This is a genomic window from Paenibacillus sp. JT31N11, assembly GCF_056269285.1.
This window is the reverse complement of record NZ_JBWDNQ010000018.1, coordinates 18,880-35,085: the sequence shown is the minus strand read 5'-3', so window position 1 is coordinate 35,085 and position 16,206 is coordinate 18,880. Positions and strand designations below refer to the sequence as shown.

Annotated in this window: 14 protein-coding genes and 1 pseudogene; 2 read left to right on the top strand and 13 right to left on the bottom strand. The window is 46.0% G+C overall.

The genetic code is table 11. The features are described 5' to 3' along the window. Window positions 1–22: 22 nt before the first annotated feature. The 7 genes from AC0YNV_RS34815 to AC0YNV_RS34785 form a co-directional block, all read right to left on the bottom strand. A complete protein-coding gene (locus AC0YNV_RS34815; RefSeq protein ID WP_475772134.1) occupies window positions 23–877 on the bottom strand; it encodes an ABC transporter permease in 855 nt (284 codons plus the stop codon). Window positions 878–879: 2 nt separating this feature from the next. Continuing rightward, on the bottom strand, window positions 880–1,881 hold the full coding sequence (locus tag AC0YNV_RS34810; RefSeq protein ID WP_475772133.1) for an ABC transporter permease: 1,002 nt from the start codon (window positions 1,879–1,881) through the stop codon (window positions 880–882). 40 nt (window positions 1,882–1,921) lie between these two features. Further along, window positions 1,922–3,895, bottom strand: a complete 1,974-nt coding sequence (locus AC0YNV_RS34805; RefSeq protein ID WP_475772132.1) for an ABC transporter substrate-binding protein — start codon at window positions 3,893–3,895, stop codon at window positions 1,922–1,924. A gap of 320 nt (window positions 3,896–4,215) precedes the next feature. Then, complete coding sequence (locus AC0YNV_RS34800; protein ID WP_475772131.1) at window positions 4,216–5,058, bottom strand: helix-turn-helix domain-containing protein; 843 nt, start codon at window positions 5,056–5,058, stop codon at window positions 4,216–4,218. 815 nt (window positions 5,059–5,873) lie between these two features. After that, complete coding sequence (locus AC0YNV_RS34795) at window positions 5,874–6,206, bottom strand: DUF3221 domain-containing protein (RefSeq protein ID WP_475772130.1); 333 nt, start codon at window positions 6,204–6,206, stop codon at window positions 5,874–5,876. A gap of 1,286 nt (window positions 6,207–7,492) precedes the next feature. Beyond that, complete coding sequence (locus AC0YNV_RS34790) at window positions 7,493–8,266, bottom strand: IS3 family transposase (protein ID WP_475772129.1); 774 nt, start codon at window positions 8,264–8,266, stop codon at window positions 7,493–7,495. A gap of 23 nt (window positions 8,267–8,289) precedes the next feature. Further along, window positions 8,290–8,619, bottom strand: coding sequence for a transposase (locus AC0YNV_RS34785; protein WP_475772128.1), 330 nt, complete (start codon window positions 8,617–8,619; stop codon window positions 8,290–8,292). Between the two features lie 684 nt (window positions 8,620–9,303). Here AC0YNV_RS34785 and AC0YNV_RS34780 point away from each other — a divergent pair. Beyond that, window positions 9,304–9,904, top strand: a pseudogene (locus AC0YNV_RS34780) (MFS transporter); the annotation flags it as partial. Between the two features lie 217 nt (window positions 9,905–10,121). On the opposite strand, the gene AC0YNV_RS34775 reads toward AC0YNV_RS34780, so the two are convergent. The 6 genes from AC0YNV_RS34775 to AC0YNV_RS34750 all read right to left on the bottom strand — a co-directional run bounded on the left by AC0YNV_RS34775 (window position 10,122) and on the right by AC0YNV_RS34750 (window position 14,928). Next, window positions 10,122–10,445, bottom strand: coding sequence for a ferritin-like domain-containing protein (locus tag AC0YNV_RS34775; RefSeq protein WP_475772127.1), 324 nt, complete (start codon window positions 10,443–10,445; stop codon window positions 10,122–10,124). Window positions 10,446–10,713: 268 nt separating this feature from the next. Further along, window positions 10,714–10,854 (bottom strand): hypothetical protein, encoded by a 141-nt coding sequence (locus AC0YNV_RS34770; RefSeq protein ID WP_475772126.1) that lies wholly within the window; start codon window positions 10,852–10,854, stop codon window positions 10,714–10,716. 95 nt (window positions 10,855–10,949) lie between these two features. Next, window positions 10,950–11,087: a DUF4023 domain-containing protein gene (locus tag AC0YNV_RS34765; protein ID WP_475772125.1), complete on the bottom strand. Its 138-nt coding sequence runs from the start codon at window positions 11,085–11,087 to the stop codon at window positions 10,950–10,952. 296 nt (window positions 11,088–11,383) lie between these two features. Beyond that, window positions 11,384–13,402 (bottom strand): serine hydrolase, encoded by a 2,019-nt coding sequence (locus tag AC0YNV_RS34760; protein ID WP_475772124.1) that lies wholly within the window; start codon window positions 13,400–13,402, stop codon window positions 11,384–11,386. A gap of 605 nt (window positions 13,403–14,007) precedes the next feature. Continuing rightward, the gene (locus tag AC0YNV_RS34755) at window positions 14,008–14,319 is read right to left on the bottom strand and encodes a hypothetical protein (protein ID WP_475772123.1); all 312 of its coding nucleotides are present in this window, start codon (window positions 14,317–14,319) and stop codon (window positions 14,008–14,010) included. 444 nt (window positions 14,320–14,763) lie between these two features. Then, the gene (locus AC0YNV_RS34750) at window positions 14,764–14,928 is read right to left on the bottom strand and encodes a phBC6A51 family helix-turn-helix protein (protein ID WP_475772122.1); all 165 of its coding nucleotides are present in this window, start codon (window positions 14,926–14,928) and stop codon (window positions 14,764–14,766) included. Window positions 14,929–15,919: 991 nt separating this feature from the next. On the opposite strand from AC0YNV_RS34750, the gene AC0YNV_RS34745 reads away from it, so the two are divergent. Beyond that, window positions 15,920–16,204 carry a YolD-like family protein gene (locus tag AC0YNV_RS34745; RefSeq protein ID WP_475772121.1) on the top strand — a complete coding sequence of 95 codons (285 nt, stop codon included), beginning with the start codon at window positions 15,920–15,922 and terminating at the stop codon, window positions 16,202–16,204. Window positions 16,205–16,206 lie beyond the last annotated feature (2 nt).

Genomic DNA, 16,206 nt, shown 5'->3' with positions numbered 1-16,206 from the left:
ACCGAAATTTCATGACCTCATGTCATGATCTGAGCCTTGGATTCAGCGCCTCCTCCAGACCGTTGCTGAAGAAAATACAGGCCATTTGAAACAAACCGAGGCACATAATCGGCGAAATCAGATAGATATACCCCTTGGGATTAAAGATGCCTCCGGTGTTTTGTACCGCCAGCTGGATCATCATGCCCCAGTTGGTAGGCGAGTAAGGAGCCAGACCGAGCATCATGAGACCAACGCTGGCGACAATCGCTCCTTGAGCTGCCATGATGAAGTTGATGGCCAAATACGGCGTCAAGTTCGGCAGAATCTCGCGGAACAGAATATAAGGCGTCTTGAGGCCCATAATGCGGCATGCGATGATAAACTCCCTGTTTTTAAGCGAAAGCAGTTGGGAACGAATCGCTCTGGCGAGCGGTGCCCATGACCAGGCTGCCAGAATAAACGAGAACATCACCGGGTTCTTGATCTGTACGAGCGCCGCAATAATCATCAGGACCGGAAAGCTCGGAACGGTGAGAAACAGGTTCGTGATGAACATGAGCACCGTATCCGTTTTACCCCCGGCAAAACCAGCCACAGCGCCTATGACAAAACCTAGGAGCAGCGTGAACAATGCCGCGAACAGGCCGATGGACAAGACGTCCCGGGAACCATAGACCAGCTGCAGGAACGTATCCCGCCCGCCATAATCGGTTCCCAGCAAGTGGCTGAAGGAAGGACTTTCATATCTCCCTTCGAAGTTAACAGTCATGTCCAGACTCGCCAGCACCGGCCCAAAGATCGCCATGAAAATAAAGATGGCCAATATAATCAAACCGGAAAACGCTTTCTTGTTGCGGTACATCGTCTGCCAAAAGTCGATAAAGCCTTGGCTCATGCTTATCCCTCCTCCAGCTTGACGCGCGGATCCAATTTAGCGTAAATCAGATCCGAGGCCAGGTTCGCTAGAATGACCGCCACACTGGTCACGAGCAGAAGGCCCTGCATCAAAGTGTAGTCACGCTGCTGCGTCGCCTGTCCGATATAGTATCCCATGCCGGGGTAGCTGAAGACGTTCTCGATCAACGGAGAACCGCCCAGCATGAAACCGAAATTGACAGCCAGCGTCGTAATCAGCGGCAGCATGGCGTTGCGTTTTACATATTGGCTCATGAGCGTTCTTTCGGACACTCCCCGTATGCTCGCGGCAACAATGTAATCTTCACCAAGCACGTTCAACGCGCTTCCCTTCATGGTCAGCGCCCATGTGCCGATCGTTGTAATTACATAGGTGAGGATCGGCAGTGCGCCGTGATATAACACATTCAGGATAAAGGGCAAGTTAAATCCCGGTTCAACGATCGGGTCATAAGCCCCGTTCACAGGGAACCAGCCAAACTGGAAGGCAAAAATGACGAGCAACAGAATGCCCACAATGAAATTAGGCACCGAAGAAGTCAGAATGGCATAGATGGAAATAATCGGATCCAGGATCGTTTTGCGCTTGAAGGCCATCATCGCCCCCAAATTAATCCCGATCAAAAAGCTGATGACCAGCGACACGCTGAGCACAAATAACGTCCACGGCAGCGCATTGGCAATGATTTCATGGACCGATACATTTTGATAAATCATCGACATGCCCAGATTTCCGTGCAGCAGTCCACCCAAGTAACGTCCCAACTGGGCGAAGATCGGCTCATTTGGATTATAGTTAATCATCGCGGTAATCTGACGGTAAGCTTCATCCAGACTCATCCCCCGCTGTTGGGCATAATCCCGTGCCCATGAATCGATGGCACTGCCCGGAGTCATCCGTAGCAGGACAAAGGTGAGCAGCATCGCCAGACAAACCGTTATCAAGGAGACGCCAATTCGTTTAAAGATCCCTTTTAGGCTCATTTCCTATCACCTCCATTAGGATAACATTATGACTTCGGTATTAGCGGGGCCAGTTTTCCTGCGGCATATAAGTCGAGTTAAAACCATGATTCAAATGGGTGATAGCCAGCTGATCTTCCGGATCTGTAGCCAGAGGCATATCCCGGTTGTATTTGACAATCTCATCCATCATGGGGTAATTGCCTGCCATCGTTTTCGTATTAATCCAAGCCCCTGTAGTGTTTTGGAAGAAATTCACTCCCCAGCAGTTCTCATTGGCGATCCAGGCCAAATTATCGATCATTTGCCGGCGTTCTTTTTCGTCCTGCACGTAAGGGTAGCGTTTCATTTCTTTGTCGATATCATAGACTTTGCCGTCGATCCCCTTTACTTTGAGATCGAGCTTGCCGGTATCCACTTCATTCCCTTCCGCATCCTTTTTCTTGACGTTAGGGAACCCGACCTTCGTCTTTGTTCCTTGCCAGAACAGCACCCGCATCGAACTCCAAGGATTCTGGAAGCCCCATGATACGTCTACCCAGTCCATGGACATGTCATACTGCCCTTTATCTGCATTGGAGAAAAAAATCGTACTGTCCACGGCTTTAAGCTTGGTCGGAATACCGAATTTGGTTAGCTGCTCTGCGGCAATCTGCGCTGAATTCACGCCGGGAGCCCAGTTGTTGGGCGCCCCGATGATGAAGGAAGGAACCATGCCCTCCGGGTCGTGCCACAAACCGTCATTTCCCTTTTCCCAACCGATTTCCGTCAGGAGAGCTGTAGCCTTTTCCGGATTGTGCGTATAATCCGTCATCTTATCGAGTACGGAAGCGTCCACTTCCTTCGTCAGGGAAGAAGGCATAATGCCTGTCATTGAGATTTTCGGGTACTCCTGACCGTAATAATTCCCGATCTCTCTCAGCTTGCTCTTATCCAACACGTACGTTAGCGCCTGCCGGAACTTGACGTTTTCAAACGGTTTGTTGCGGATGTTGTACATGAGCCCGACACTCGCCGGATCAAACATCTGATAGTGAAGTAAATCCTTATTCTGCTTAAGCAATGACTCGAGAATATCCTTGGGCGGAGTCCCGTCATACCAGTCGAGCTTGCCTGCTTTAATCAGCGCATATTGAGCGGATAGCTCCGGCACGTTTTTAAGCCATATTTTGTCGTAGTTGAACGCATCCGGTCTCCAGTAGTCCTCAAACTTATCCAGCAGCATATCCGTTGTTGTTACTTTTTCAAACTTGTAAGGTCCGGTCCCCACTGGGATTTTCGGGCCGGAGCGGGTAAATTCATTCCAATTCAATGCGATTTTTTTACTGAGTTCATCCGTAATATCGAGGTTAAACGGGCCATCCTTAGATTTGTCTGTAAGCGGTTTCGCTTCTTTCAACAATGCATCGGCCTTATCCACGTATTTCTTGTAAATGTGGTAAGGTATTTGGCCCTGAAGATCCTGTGCAAGGAGGAGCTTTCTCAGCTCAGGATACGGCGCCGGGTTCATCCAATGAAAAATGACCGTATAGTCGTCTGGTATCTCGATGGAGGTTAAATACTTCGTAACTTCAGCCCCGTTATTCAACCGGTAATAAGCCCAAACATCCTTGCTGGTGAAAGGAGCACCGTCATGCCATTTTACGTTGTGATGCAAATGGACGGTCGTCGTCCCATCGCCATCCTCACTGGATTCCGCCAGCAGATTGTACACATTGTTCATGGACCGGATGAAAAAAAAGAGGCCTTCGTACATGTAACGGTTGTTCGTGTCCCCGATGCCGCCGGACCCGAATGGGTTGCCCTGATACAGCGGCGGTTTGGGCCAACCGCCCAAACCATGAAAAATCTTGCCCTTGTCATACTTAATTTGCTCGGCTGGAATGGGCTGTTGCAGATCTTTGACATCACCTGCATTCAGACGATCTACCAGTCCCGGAGCGGAGGTCCCGCATCCGGAGAGCATTACCGAGGCTCCCAGCACGGCGGATAAGCACATTGCTAATAATCTTTTTCGTCTACTCCAGAGGTTCATGAAGGTCCTCCCATCTTGATTATCTTCCCCTAACTGAATCGCTTGTGGAATCTCCCCATTATAGCGGCCGAAATGAATGCCATGTTCATAAAAACGCTTACATAAGAACGCCGAAAAAGACAGAAATCTCTGCGTTTTCGACGGTCGAAAAAAAATATAATATTTACCAAATGCAGTGGTTTATATTCAAGTACATGAACCAGCAAATACCGGTTCGCATCTTATCAATTACAGAATTCTACGTCAGCACAAAAAGCCTCTGTATCGAGGCTTTCAATGGGTTTATAAGGTCCTTCACAGGCAAGGTAAGGAAGGTCTTCTCACGGACTTGCGCTCCTCCTCCATTCCATCGGAGTCATGCCCACATGCTTAATGAAGAGATCATGGAAGCGGCTGGAGGAGCTGAAGCCGACTTCCGAAGCGATAAATTCAACGTGCTTGCGAGAGGTTTCCAGCAGACGCTTGGCCTGATCAATCCTCAGAGAAATGATGTACTGCTTAGGCGAAACACCGAAGCGGTCCGTAAACTTTTTACGAAAAATGCTCTCGGACAAATAGTGGTTCGCAGCAAGATCCGATACTTTGAGCGACGTGTGGTAGTTTTGGTGAATCTCCTTAAGCGCATCCTGAATCATCTCTTCTTCCGGATTGTCACCATTTGACTCGGTGGGTTGTGACTCTTCGATTTCGGTGTGGTAAGCAAGCAGGAGCGACTCCAATGCATTGCGGAACAGATCATACGAATAATCGGTTTGCTTCTCCCGTCTGCACTCTTCTTCAATCTGCCGCATGGCCGTTAACGCCCGCTCCATCGCGGAGGGATTCAGCGCCGCCTTCAGGATCGGTCCGGGACGCTGGGAAAATGCATGTGACATGAGGTATTGGCAGTATGGCGGAATGTACTGATCATAGATGTGCAATGAGTAGCCTTCCCATGCTTTAATGCAGACATAACTGTGTTTCAGATCCGACGGAATAAGCAAGAGATCACACGGCACGACCTCCATATTCTGCTCTCCGGATGCATAATAGCCTTGACCGTGCATCAGGAGAGTAATCTCGGCAGACTCATGGGAATGGGACTGAAATAGTCCTTCTGTGTTATCCCGTTCCGACGGATCGGTGGAAAAATTCCAGATGCAGTCGATAAATCCGATATCCATCAACGATCCCTGCCCTTTCTTCGTTTGGTAAATGGCTTGCGCCAATTTGTACAAAAGCGTTCTCAGATCAGGTCACAATCGGGCCCTTTGTCAATTCACCACACTCATTAGTTCTTTTCCAAATAATAATACCTCACTTTTTACTGTTGAACTAATTTCCCTCTATGGAGATTCACTTTGCTCTTAAATGCCCACGTTTTTTAGTTTTTGACCAAGTTGGGGTACGCAGGGTGCTTGGCGTAAAGCGAAGAATGAATTTGCACCCTTCAAGCGTATACGAATAGATGAAATTTTAAAATCCGCCAATGAAGGACAGCCCTCCGGGCGCAACCCGAAACGCTAGGCGCCTTCTGTGGAAAGCCGGACCAACTTTACGGCTCTTAACTTTTTTATTCAAATCTTTTTAGACCTGTCTAATATGGCACCCTCATGGATGTCTATGCCCCAGATCTCCTGTCTGCTATTGTCTAATACCTCGTAGCCGACTACTACTCTTATGAGGACACCACTCAGCAACATCTCTCGTGAACTGGCAGGTTGTTTAGATCTGCATTTACTGCCATCTTTGTTCAGATAGTGGGGAAGGAGAATCTGGTATTATTGACAGACCCACAGTGGCAGTCTAGGACTACATTTTCACGTTCATTGACAGCTGCTGTTTCGTTATTGGTGGCAGTTTTATTTTAAGGAGTCTAAGGTTTTGTATTTTGAAAATTCGCATGAATTCCATATATCCAGTCTATAACTTTATTTTCTCGGAACATTTGGTATGCGAAGTTATAGGTATATTACTATTTACTCTTTAACAACTAAATTTATTTCGGATTGAGCTGATTTTGCATCAAAAACAAGCACGTTCCATTTCTTTTCATTTGATAAATATTCCACCAACTTATTGTGGGAACACTCATGGTTGGGTTGTTGTTAAGTGCATTTGCGATTACTTGGTCTTGAGTAAGCGACGAATTTGTAAAGTCAGTGCTTTCGTTAATAATTTTGATTTCTTTCGGAGTACCTTGAGCAGGATCAGACGTTTCAATCAAACCTTCAAATTCTACCTTAACCTTTAAACCGATTGCAGGTTTTTCCTCGGTTTTAACCCAAATTGCTTCATAATTAATTTTTGAATTTGGCATATAAGAAGTCAAGGTAAAGGTATTTGCTTCGATCTAACTCCGCGACTTCTGCCTTTTTATCAATCATCTCCAATTCCTTATGAGTAACGAAAAACTCTTTATTTCTTTATCTCTGTATCGTTTTTTATCCAATGGCATCACCTACTTTTTTCAGGGGTTTTAGGGCGCAGCCCTAAATAATTTCGGGGTCATAGGGGGAACCCCTAACAAGCATTTTTCGGAAGTGTGGCTACACTTCCAATGCTGTTTTATATGCCAGGACACGCTCGATGGAAGGGATTCCAGGCTGTATCATGCACGCCACATCCTATTCCCTTTCCAATTCCGAAATCATTCCATCGAACGGTACGTATTCGTAGCGAGAAATAAGAATGTCACAATCAACTTTTGAAAAAAAGCGAATTTGCTAAAACTGGACGCCCGAAACTGTGCCCAGAGATGGTTAATGGACATATTGAACAACTCCATTTTCATTTAACCATCGATCAAAGTCCTGAATAGGGGCGTTCATTGCGATCTCACCTCACTTTCCTTTGTCATGACTCATAGAATTCGCGACCGAACTTTGCGGGGCTTTTCTAAATCAGACAGCCCCCTCTTAAATTTTGAACGGTCAAAACGGTCAATACCGGTATTTCCATTTCCTTAGATATTTTCTCTATGTCTTTTCTTACATTAGTCAAAGACGAAATACCTAACAATTCTAAGAAATGATGGCTATCAGGTCCGTAGGTTACGTATAACTTCTCATGAATAATGACTTTCCCAATGTAGCATTTGTTTGCGAAAAATGTTCGAGTTTGCATTTCATCTCCCCAATCTGGCCAATGGTGCCATTCAAGATTACTTCGGCGTCTGATACGAAGTCTCTTTTCTGCTACTCAACTTTAACAATCGCCTGCTAGTATATAGTTATATATCGAATTAATGTTCAGATTTTAACATAGTTATTGAATCAGAGCAGAAACTACTGAACCAGTCGTTCTGTGTGCAGCGACAAGAACTTACTTGAATAATGGACAAAAATATACTTGATTGCAAAATAGACAGCTTGCAGGTGAAGCGGCTGTTCGTTTTTATTAAGCTATATTGCTAAATGACAGTTCGTCAGTCTAGATCAAAGATCAATTTTTTTCATATATTAAGTTAGGACAATCCAATTGGCCCCTCCCAATTTGGCAGTGTCTCTTTTTGTACTTATGTGTAAATCTCTTATTTTGTGATGATCTGCAGAAAGCAGAAAAAGACCCACATCTCGTTCTGGTCAAGCCCCAAATTTGTAGACAATGAAAAAAGCCCTAGGCTATGAGCTGGCGTCGGTACTCTACCGGCGTCAGTTTGTTTAATTTTAATTGAATCCGTTCTTCGTTATAAAAACGAATGAACGCCTCAATTCTTCTTTGTGCTTCGACCATGGTTCGTATGTCATAGGGATAGAGCGCTTCCGCTTTGAGATGCGAGAAGAAGCTCTCCATAGCGGCATTGTCAAAACAATTGCCGCGGCGAGACATGCTGATTTGGGCGCCAACCTGTGGCAGCATGTCGTGGTACGCACGAGACGTGTACTGGCATCCCTGATCGCTGTGAACGATCAAACCAGTCACGTCTTCTTTATGTACAAATGCTTGTTTAAAGGTTTCTAAAACAAGCGTCGTATCGTTGCGGGTACTCATGTGGTACGCTATAGCCGATAGGTACAACCACGTATCTCCGACTGCATATTGCGTGATGTCGGTCACCCACTTTTGGTCAGGTGATGCCGCTGTAAAATCACGCTGCAGTAGATTTTCAGCTACCCGAGGAACTGAGCCATCTCCCTGTGGCTTCGATTTGCGTTTACGGTGTATAATCGATCGGATTCCCATCGCTTGCATCAAACGCAGCACATTCTTGTGATTGACCTTCCAGCCTTCACGCTCAAGCTCTCCCTGGATACGTCGATAACCGTATTTTTTCTCTCGCTTCACATAAATCGCTTGGATGCGCGCTTTCAGTCCCTTGTCGCGGTCGTCGCTTTGTCTCTTCAAATATTGATAATAGCCGCTCCGTGAAAGCTGTAGATAGTCACACAACTGCTTGACCGTATACGGCCCCTTTAAAGCCTCGACGACCTACCGCTTCTCTTGCACACCTCCTGATTCAAGATGGCTAACCACTTTTTTAGCACAGTAATCTCCATCTCAAACCGCTTCACATACCGATATTCTTCGGTTGTCTCCCGAAATGGATTACCTCTGCGATCCTCAAAAAGACGCTCGACTTCCTCACGATACTTCCTCATCCATTTTTTTATTCGATCCTTATCATGAATTCCCAAGTGTTCCGTGATCTCTCGGTACGACCACTTTTCCTCCACATGCAATCGAATCGCTTCACGCTTCACCGATTCTGGATAGTATGGATACTTTTGTCCTTTAATCGCCATAAAAATGCACCCCTTAGAATTCATCGGAATAACCAGGGGGTTTTTCCAATGTCTATTCTAAGGGGTGCACTTCATTCTCGTTGATGTAGGTCTTTTTTTTATTTTAAAGGGGGTCGAGTTCTATTATAGGCTCGATTCATTAACGCCAGATGAAAACCAAATTTCATTCTAATTACAAATGCCGCGGCAGCTCCCTCGTCAATTGTTTTTATCAAGCTATCGTTACCCGTTTCTTTAATGAGCAAGGAGCTGCATTAATGATTTTCGCCTTAATGGCCTGCTGGCTAATATTCAACAGTTCAGAATCCTTGGTCACGTTTCCACCGAGGCAATCGTATGAAACAATCGTAAGGCATGCAGATTTAACAAAGCAACCTTCCCCTTCCCTGCCAAAATCAAACCTATAAAATAAAAACATATATTATGCTTATCATTATAACTCGCTTATTATGGAAGCAGAAGTTATTCCGAAGCGAGGAGAAGTGGTAAATATGAGGGGATACCCGCGCAACTTCCTAGTGCTGCCGGATGGCAGCCAGCTACTGGTTGCGAATTAAAGGACAGGCAATACTGTGTTATTTTCAGTGAGACTGGACTTATTCAATCATACTCGAAGTGCCAAGCCCGGGATGCATTCGTTTGGGTGCTGCCAAGTAAGCTTGGAAAGGAAAGAAGGAATTGGTCATGTTTGTTAGCAATTCAGCGAAACTCTCTCCAGCCGTTAAGCTAGGAACGGTCTACTCGATTCTTTTTGCCATCAGCTCTGTCCATCTGTTTAATGATGCGATGCAATCCGTTGTGTCCGCATTGTTCCCGATTTTTGAGGATTCACTTGGATTAAAATTCGGCCAGATCGGCTGGATTGCTTTCACCCTTAATATGACGTCTTCCGTGCTGCAGCCTGCGGTAGGAATTTTATCGGACAAAAAACCTGCTCCATGGATGCCTGCCCGTCGGGATGGCATGCAGTCTGGTCGTTATGGTTGGACTGGCCTTTGCCCCAAGCTTCTGGGTGCTGCTGCTTGCCGTTGTGTTCGTCGGTTTCGGCTCGGCAGTGTTCCATCCGGAAGGATCTCGCGTTGTATTCTTCGCTGCAGGGGAACGGCGCGGACTTGCTCAGTCGATTTATCAGGTTGGGGGTAACTTCGGTCAAGCGCTTGCGCCGTTGATGACGATATATATTTTTGTTCCGCTTGGTCAGCATGGCGCGGTACTGGGAACCTTCCTTGCTCTAGCCACCATTATGGTGCTCCTTCGGGTGGTGCCTTGGTATGGAGCACTGCTTGCGGTGAATGGAGTGTCAGTGAATAAAAAAACATTAGGTGTCGCACCTGCGGCATCGCCATACAATTCCTGGGTTTTGCGAAGAAGCTAAAGAAGGAGCTGCCGCTTCAGTCCTTCTTCCAAATGTCTTTTATTAAGCCTTGAAAACCAGCAAACCGCGCCGGCTTCATCATACATCAGGTGTTTAGGATTTACGGAAATATTTTTCTATTAGATAGTTATATTTGGTGGCATGCTTCAAATTCGTCCAAAATAATACCGAACACCGTGTCTTTATAAATACCGCTCGGAAGGCCGAACCAGATTTGACGGTATCGCTCGACGGCACCTAGTTCTCCCATGAGCACCTGCTGCAATCCGTCCGGATAAGACGTGATTGTCGTAGACACGATATTGCTCACACCTGTTACGGGCTGACCCGTAAGGTCCTGGTTTTGGCGGAACATCATGTTATGTCCCCGCTCATCGTTACGAATCGATGTAATGACGGCGACATCGAGAGCCAATAGCCCGAGGTTCGATCGCAGTTTTTGTTTGCTCAAGCTGTTGCCGCGACGAATCGTAGTCTCCTTGGCTTTCTATAGTTTCTATCGGGTCATATCAATACTCCTTTCTTCGAAATAATCATGTATGTGGAACGCCATTAAAGCGGTTTCTTATGTCTTACAGGTTCCGTGCTTAAATTAAAAGAACCCCGTTTTTACTTTAAGAGCCTTTTTTAAAGGATTCGGGCGTTCGAATCATGGATCGTAATTTCCGACAGCAGCCAGTTGCGATGTACTTCCAGCCGTTATCGTCATAGAACAGCGATTAGTCGAAGCCATAGCTATTCAGGTAGACCGGCTCTCCCATATAACGGAACGGATTCGCGATTAACAGATTAAGTGTGTCCTCTGGTCCTTTAACAAGACCGTCATCGGCCACAATCATGGCATTGACTACCGTTTTCATTATGAAGTACTATAAAAAGGCTCTAAAACCAAATACATTGCAACATAGGGACAAAAAACGCTTAGATTTATAAGTCTAAGCGTTCTGCATTATTCTTACTTATTTCTGTTTCCCGGATGCTGATTATGAGGCAGCTTTCCGCCGGGATCCCCTCCGCCTTGACGCTTCTTATTCTGCTGATCTTTCTTCTGAGTCTCATGTAATTTTTCCACAAATTCATGTGTGTCAGTCATCCAATGACCTCCTTTGATTATAGAGTCTTGTGTTACTATATCCATTTTCCCTCCAATCAAACAGATGAATTTGTTGGATAAATGGTTAGACACAAAGAGCTGTTACAGCTCATTCAGACTCAGGATTCTAGACCAATATCAGCTAACGGCGATAGTAGCGGCTAAACTTCCCGAAACTAAGTCTGCAAAATCCATTCAGGTCCCTAAGCGTCTGCAACGTTTTGCAAACTAAGATTAATAAATCAAGCCGTACAGCTTTCACTGGAATTCACAGTGAAGATATACGGCTTTTCATCTTACATGCCGAGCAAATTTTTCGAGAATTTAGCGAGCAGCGCGGCGGCCTCCTGCCGAAGCATCGGTTTTTCCGAATCGTAATCGATTGCACCTGCAGTATCGGTAACTGTTTCCGGTCCATACATACTGGTGGCTACCACGTAGTGGACCCCCTCCTTCGCCCATGGAGCAGGATTATCACTAAGCTTTGCCTGCTTCGGTGGTGTACCGAACTGTCCCTGCGTGATCCGCCAAATGAGAGAAGCTGCTTCCTGTCTGGTGATCGGCCGATTAGGTTCGAAAAGGTGTTCCGGCATTCCTGTCACCACACCCAATTCAGTGGCAGTCTGAATAAAGCTCGCATATGGGTCTTGGACCGCATCGGGGAACATGACCGGATTCTTCGAAACTCCAAGTCCGGTCATACGAATAAAAGCGGCGATAAATTCAGCACGGTTAATCGGCTTCGAAGGTTCGAATGTTTTGCCTCCTGCGATATCTTGCAGCGTCTGCAGCTTGTGTAAATAATCAATCTCAGCTGCATAAGGGTGACTGACCGGCACATCGGTGAAGCGCTCTGGCTCCGGCAGCATCTCGGACCAGCTGTCAGGCTTGTTATAGTAGAAATAGGAGATTAACCCAGTATTATCTTCCTTGAAGGCTGCAAGCTTGCTGGTATCGTCCTGGAAGAGAAGGTCTCCGATCGGCTTCAGTTTATGAGATCCATAGGGATCCTGGATCGTCAGGAAACCGTCTCCTGCACTCACTTGAGTGGTCCACAGCGGGATTCGGAGGTCGCGGAAAGTTCCCTCAAACCGGGACAGCTGTTCTTTGGTTAAAGCTATTTCCTCTCGCTGATCGTCTTTCATCGGATAATAATGGTCCATGAAAGACACAAACAAAGGCATGTAATCGAAGGCGTCGTCATTGACAATGATCAAACCGCCGACCTTATGCTCCGGCAGTAGCCACATCCATGTATGATGCCCTGGCATATCACCTGCTTTGCCAATGAGGTATTGCCCGTTATGGTGGTCTTGGAAAAAAGACTCAAACCCGTACATCATATTCGGCAGCTCTTCATGAATACCGGCATGAACTTGCTGCATTAGTACCAAAGTGTCATTGTTCAAGATGCGATTGCTGCCGAGTTGACCACCATTGAGATGGGCCAGCATGAAATTCGCCATATCACTACCAGTCGAGTATAATCCACCTTCGGGCGCCTCCGTCGGCATATTCGCGTACATCGGATAGGGTTCATGCTTCGGGTTATAACCTTTCGCAAGATTAGCGTTGATCTGCGGCGTCAGTAGAAAGTCGCTGTTCTCCATGCCAAGCGGTGTCAATATTCGCTCCTTCATGTACTGCGCGAATGGCATGCCCGATACCTGCTGCACGATATAGCCCTGCAACGCCGCGGCCATGTTGTCGTACTTATAAGACGATCCTGGCTTGCGGATAACGGTGGGCTGGAATTGCTTGATATATTGTTCCAGTGGGAATAATGTCTTAAGGTCAGGTGTTCCCACTTCTGGAAAATCCGAATAGTCAAAGCCGGTTGTATGCGTAAGCAAATGTTCAACGGTAAGAGGAGAACCCGTCTGGTTGGCGATTTGGATATCTCCCGTATACGTGCCGATATCCGCGTTTAAGTCGACCTTACCTTCCTCGACAAGCTGCATGATGCCGGTTGCCGTGAATACCTTGGAGACCGAGGCCATGCGGAACATAGTCTTATCCGGATCGACGGGTAGCTTCTTCTCCAGATCAGCATAACCATACCCTTTATTAAGCAGCACCTTGTCGTCCTTTACGACAACAAACAAGGCCCCGGTCAGCTTCTCCATTACCTCCGGGCGGCTGAAGAACGAGTCTGCAAACGTTTGAACTTCCTTAGGGTCTGTCGGACCAGGAGGTCCTGCCTCTGCGGCAACTGAAGCTTGCGTAATCGGAACAATGCACAGAACTGTGGCAATTGACAAAGCAAGCAACCGGCGACGAAAGGGTATGAAACGGGAAGGCTGTTGAATACCCATTATTATTTATTCCCCCTATCCATATTTTTACAATCCTTAAACATTATCATAACTGATGGACCGCAGGCCATCAACGGACTAAGGGCTAACAACGAAACACGACTTTAGTCGAGCATATGTCTAAGTACTTGTGGCTTAACCGTCATATACTGGCCTCCCGGATGACCGGCCTATCACAACCCCGCCCACAAATTGATTTGACTTCGACTTCTCACATAGCAGACAGATTATCTCGTTGGTACGTACCATGATTCACAACTTGAATAATAAATGCTGAATATCTGGTGTTCAAAATTCCAGGGTAAGGATTATCCAAGACAACCTCTTTCTCAAGATCCGCATGCTCGTTATACATGCTTTTAATCTCACGGACAAATCGTCAAACATAGCTTCCAGTTCCTCATTATCCTGCCTGTCAGCGTAGCGAAGGGCTGCCGCGCGGCAGCCCTTCGGCATCATGCTATCGTGCTTCGTTTACGTAACGTATCTGCTTATCGAGCGGGTCCAATAGTCTCACCTTTCGTTAAGGCCCTGAAACGCCTTGTGTGATTGACGAAATACAAGGCTTGTTAATCGCTTTAATCCCCTCCCCGTCCGTTCAAACACTAAGAACCGCGCTCCTTGCTTATGGCTGGCACTTCCGCTTTATCGCGTTGACCTGGGCAAGTCCATTTACCGGCATTATTTCGAAGAAAAAATAATAAAGCCCCCTGTCGGATAATATCCAAAAGGAAGCGGAAGTATTTTTTTGAAATAAAAACTAATTGGATTTCGGGCTCACGCGCACCCGCATTTCTTTCAAGTCCCAGAAGTACCCCTACATTTACGAACTCGAAACTATTGGGCTTCGCCTTCAGGGGAGAAAAACCGCTCCCCCTCAAACCTAATGAACCTGCTATATCGTTGGTATAATCCAATGGCAAATAGAATGTCCAACTTTGGTGACGAGCGAAGCGAAGGCACTCCGAAGCGAAGCGTAGGACTATAACTTCTTATTGAACGTTGTACAAGAACAGATAACTGCGTGGTAAAGGCTTTGTCGTTCGGAAAGATTGACGTTGAAGAAGCATTTCAAAAAGTAACTAAACAAACACAATATCAAGGGTGAGCCAATATATGCCTATGTAACATCCCACCAATCAGACAAAACAACAGGTAAGTGATTATTAAGTGATGGTACGTTAACCAACGTGAATATACGTGATAGAACGTTATTCAACGGTTAGTTAATGAACGTCAGTAAGCTTGCCCCTGTTCTTTAAGCCTTAGCCTAGAGCCATCGCTAGAGCCGCTACGAACGATGTTACGCAGTTATACGTTTCAGAAAGGAAGTCTTCCATTACTGATTCAGCTATTTCGTTCTAATTCCGGATCAACGCGGGTTCCTGCTTCCAACGGTAAAGCGTTCGGGTACTAATGCCGAGTTCATCAGCAATCATTTCAACGATCATTCGGTAAATATCGTTGGTGGCTAGTATTTCAGCACACCGTTTCTGGAACGCGGGTAACGGGTTATTCTTTGCCATTTTGAAACACCTAAACCTTTCATCATAAATTTTTCCTTTTAATAGAGGACGTTAAAAACCTCTTATGTCACAACGTCAACCAAAACGTTGGCAGGTAAGGGGGGCAAGAGTGGAAACTGTGAATCAACGAAAATTGACTTGAATAAAACGTCATCCAACGGAAAATACTTAATAACGAAACTTCCGTTACCTCGTCAGGAGCTAACTTAACGGTTGTTTTTTAGACTGAACCTCATCCGGGGGTTCGGTCTATTTACGTTAATGAATAAAACGTCATTTAACGGAAAATACTTAACTTAATAACGAAACTTCCGGTCCCGCAAATGACTCCCAAAGCATATCGGACGGATTGTTTTTAGACTGAACCTTTTCACTGGGGTTCAGTCTATTTTTATGTTAATAAACGCTTTATTATCGTGAACTTCTGAATAAAAGTCATTTATCGTAAATCACTCATATTGAGTAGCCAAAATGAACTACTAATTCATCTATTCAGGAGACTTTGACAAACCCTTTCTTTGCCATCAGCCCAATGACCTTTATCTGCTCGTCACCGTCAAGCATGGATACAGCAAAGAACAAACACTTAGCGATGTCATTCGATGTGGCTTGGTGGTAACTCTACGCTGACTTCTGAGGTCAGACGCCTTTGCCGTCTTTAATTCATCTCCTTCACGAAAAGGATTTAATGCCTTAGACGCTAGTCGTCAAGGGTGTGGCGAGAGTACGGGTCTTGAATCCCGTAAATAAAATTACTTTTGAGAGTCCTTAAAGGGCGCTCATTTTCAAGTTAAACGAAGCCGCAAACGGACTGGCAGAAAGCAGACATGCTAAGAGTTAGCAGTTTCATTTAAAGTGAAAAATATCCATGGAATAAGAACTGGTGTTCGGTATATAACAACATCACTACATTTTAGGGTGGTGGGTGAATGATATGGATAACACGAAGAAACTAACCCCAGGTGGAAACTGGTTGTGGGAGGGAAGTCGGATGATGCTGCCTGAACATAAGTTGCGGATCAATGAGCATCAGCGTGATCTAAAGCGCCGGCCAGAGCGGAATGAGTTGGATGAGCAAGAACTGCAGCTAATCTCACAGGAGATTTGTGAATCGCTCGAACAAAAGACCCTTATTGGACTGAAACTGTTTGATCCTTGGGAGCAGCGACAGGTGATAGGCGTTATCGAATGTGTGGATCAGCGCGGTGGCCGCATTATAATTGACGGGGAATGGTTCAAGATTCGTGAGATCGAGGGCAGGCTGAATATGGAATAAGG

Coding starts and splice junctions, on each gene's coding strand:
- AC0YNV_RS34810 (WP_475772133.1), bottom strand. CDS start 1,881: ATGAGCCTAAAAGGGATCTTTAAACGAATTGGCGTCTCCTTGATAACG.
- AC0YNV_RS34800 (WP_475772131.1), bottom strand. CDS start 5,058: ATGGATATCGGATTTATCGACTGCATCTGGAATTTTTCCACCGATCCG.
- AC0YNV_RS34785 (WP_475772128.1), bottom strand. CDS start 8,619: ATGGCGATTAAAGGACAAAAGTATCCATACTATCCAGAATCGGTGAAG.
- AC0YNV_RS34745 (WP_475772121.1), top strand. CDS start 15,920: ATGATGCTGCCTGAACATAAGTTGCGGATCAATGAGCATCAGCGTGAT.
- AC0YNV_RS34770 (WP_475772126.1), bottom strand. CDS start 10,854: ATGAAAACGGTAGTCAATGCCATGATTGTGGCCGATGACGGTCTTGTT.
- AC0YNV_RS34805 (WP_475772132.1), bottom strand. CDS start 3,895: ATGAACCTCTGGAGTAGACGAAAAAGATTATTAGCAATGTGCTTATCC.
- AC0YNV_RS34760 (WP_475772124.1), bottom strand. CDS start 13,402: ATGGGTATTCAACAGCCTTCCCGTTTCATACCCTTTCGTCGCCGGTTG.
- AC0YNV_RS34815 (WP_475772134.1), bottom strand. CDS start 877: ATGAGCCAAGGCTTTATCGACTTTTGGCAGACGATGTACCGCAACAAG.
- AC0YNV_RS34765 (WP_475772125.1), bottom strand. CDS start 11,087: ATGACTGACACACATGAATTTGTGGAAAAATTACATGAGACTCAGAAG.
- AC0YNV_RS34750 (WP_475772122.1), bottom strand. CDS start 14,928: ATGGCAAAGAATAACCCGTTACCCGCGTTCCAGAAACGGTGTGCTGAA.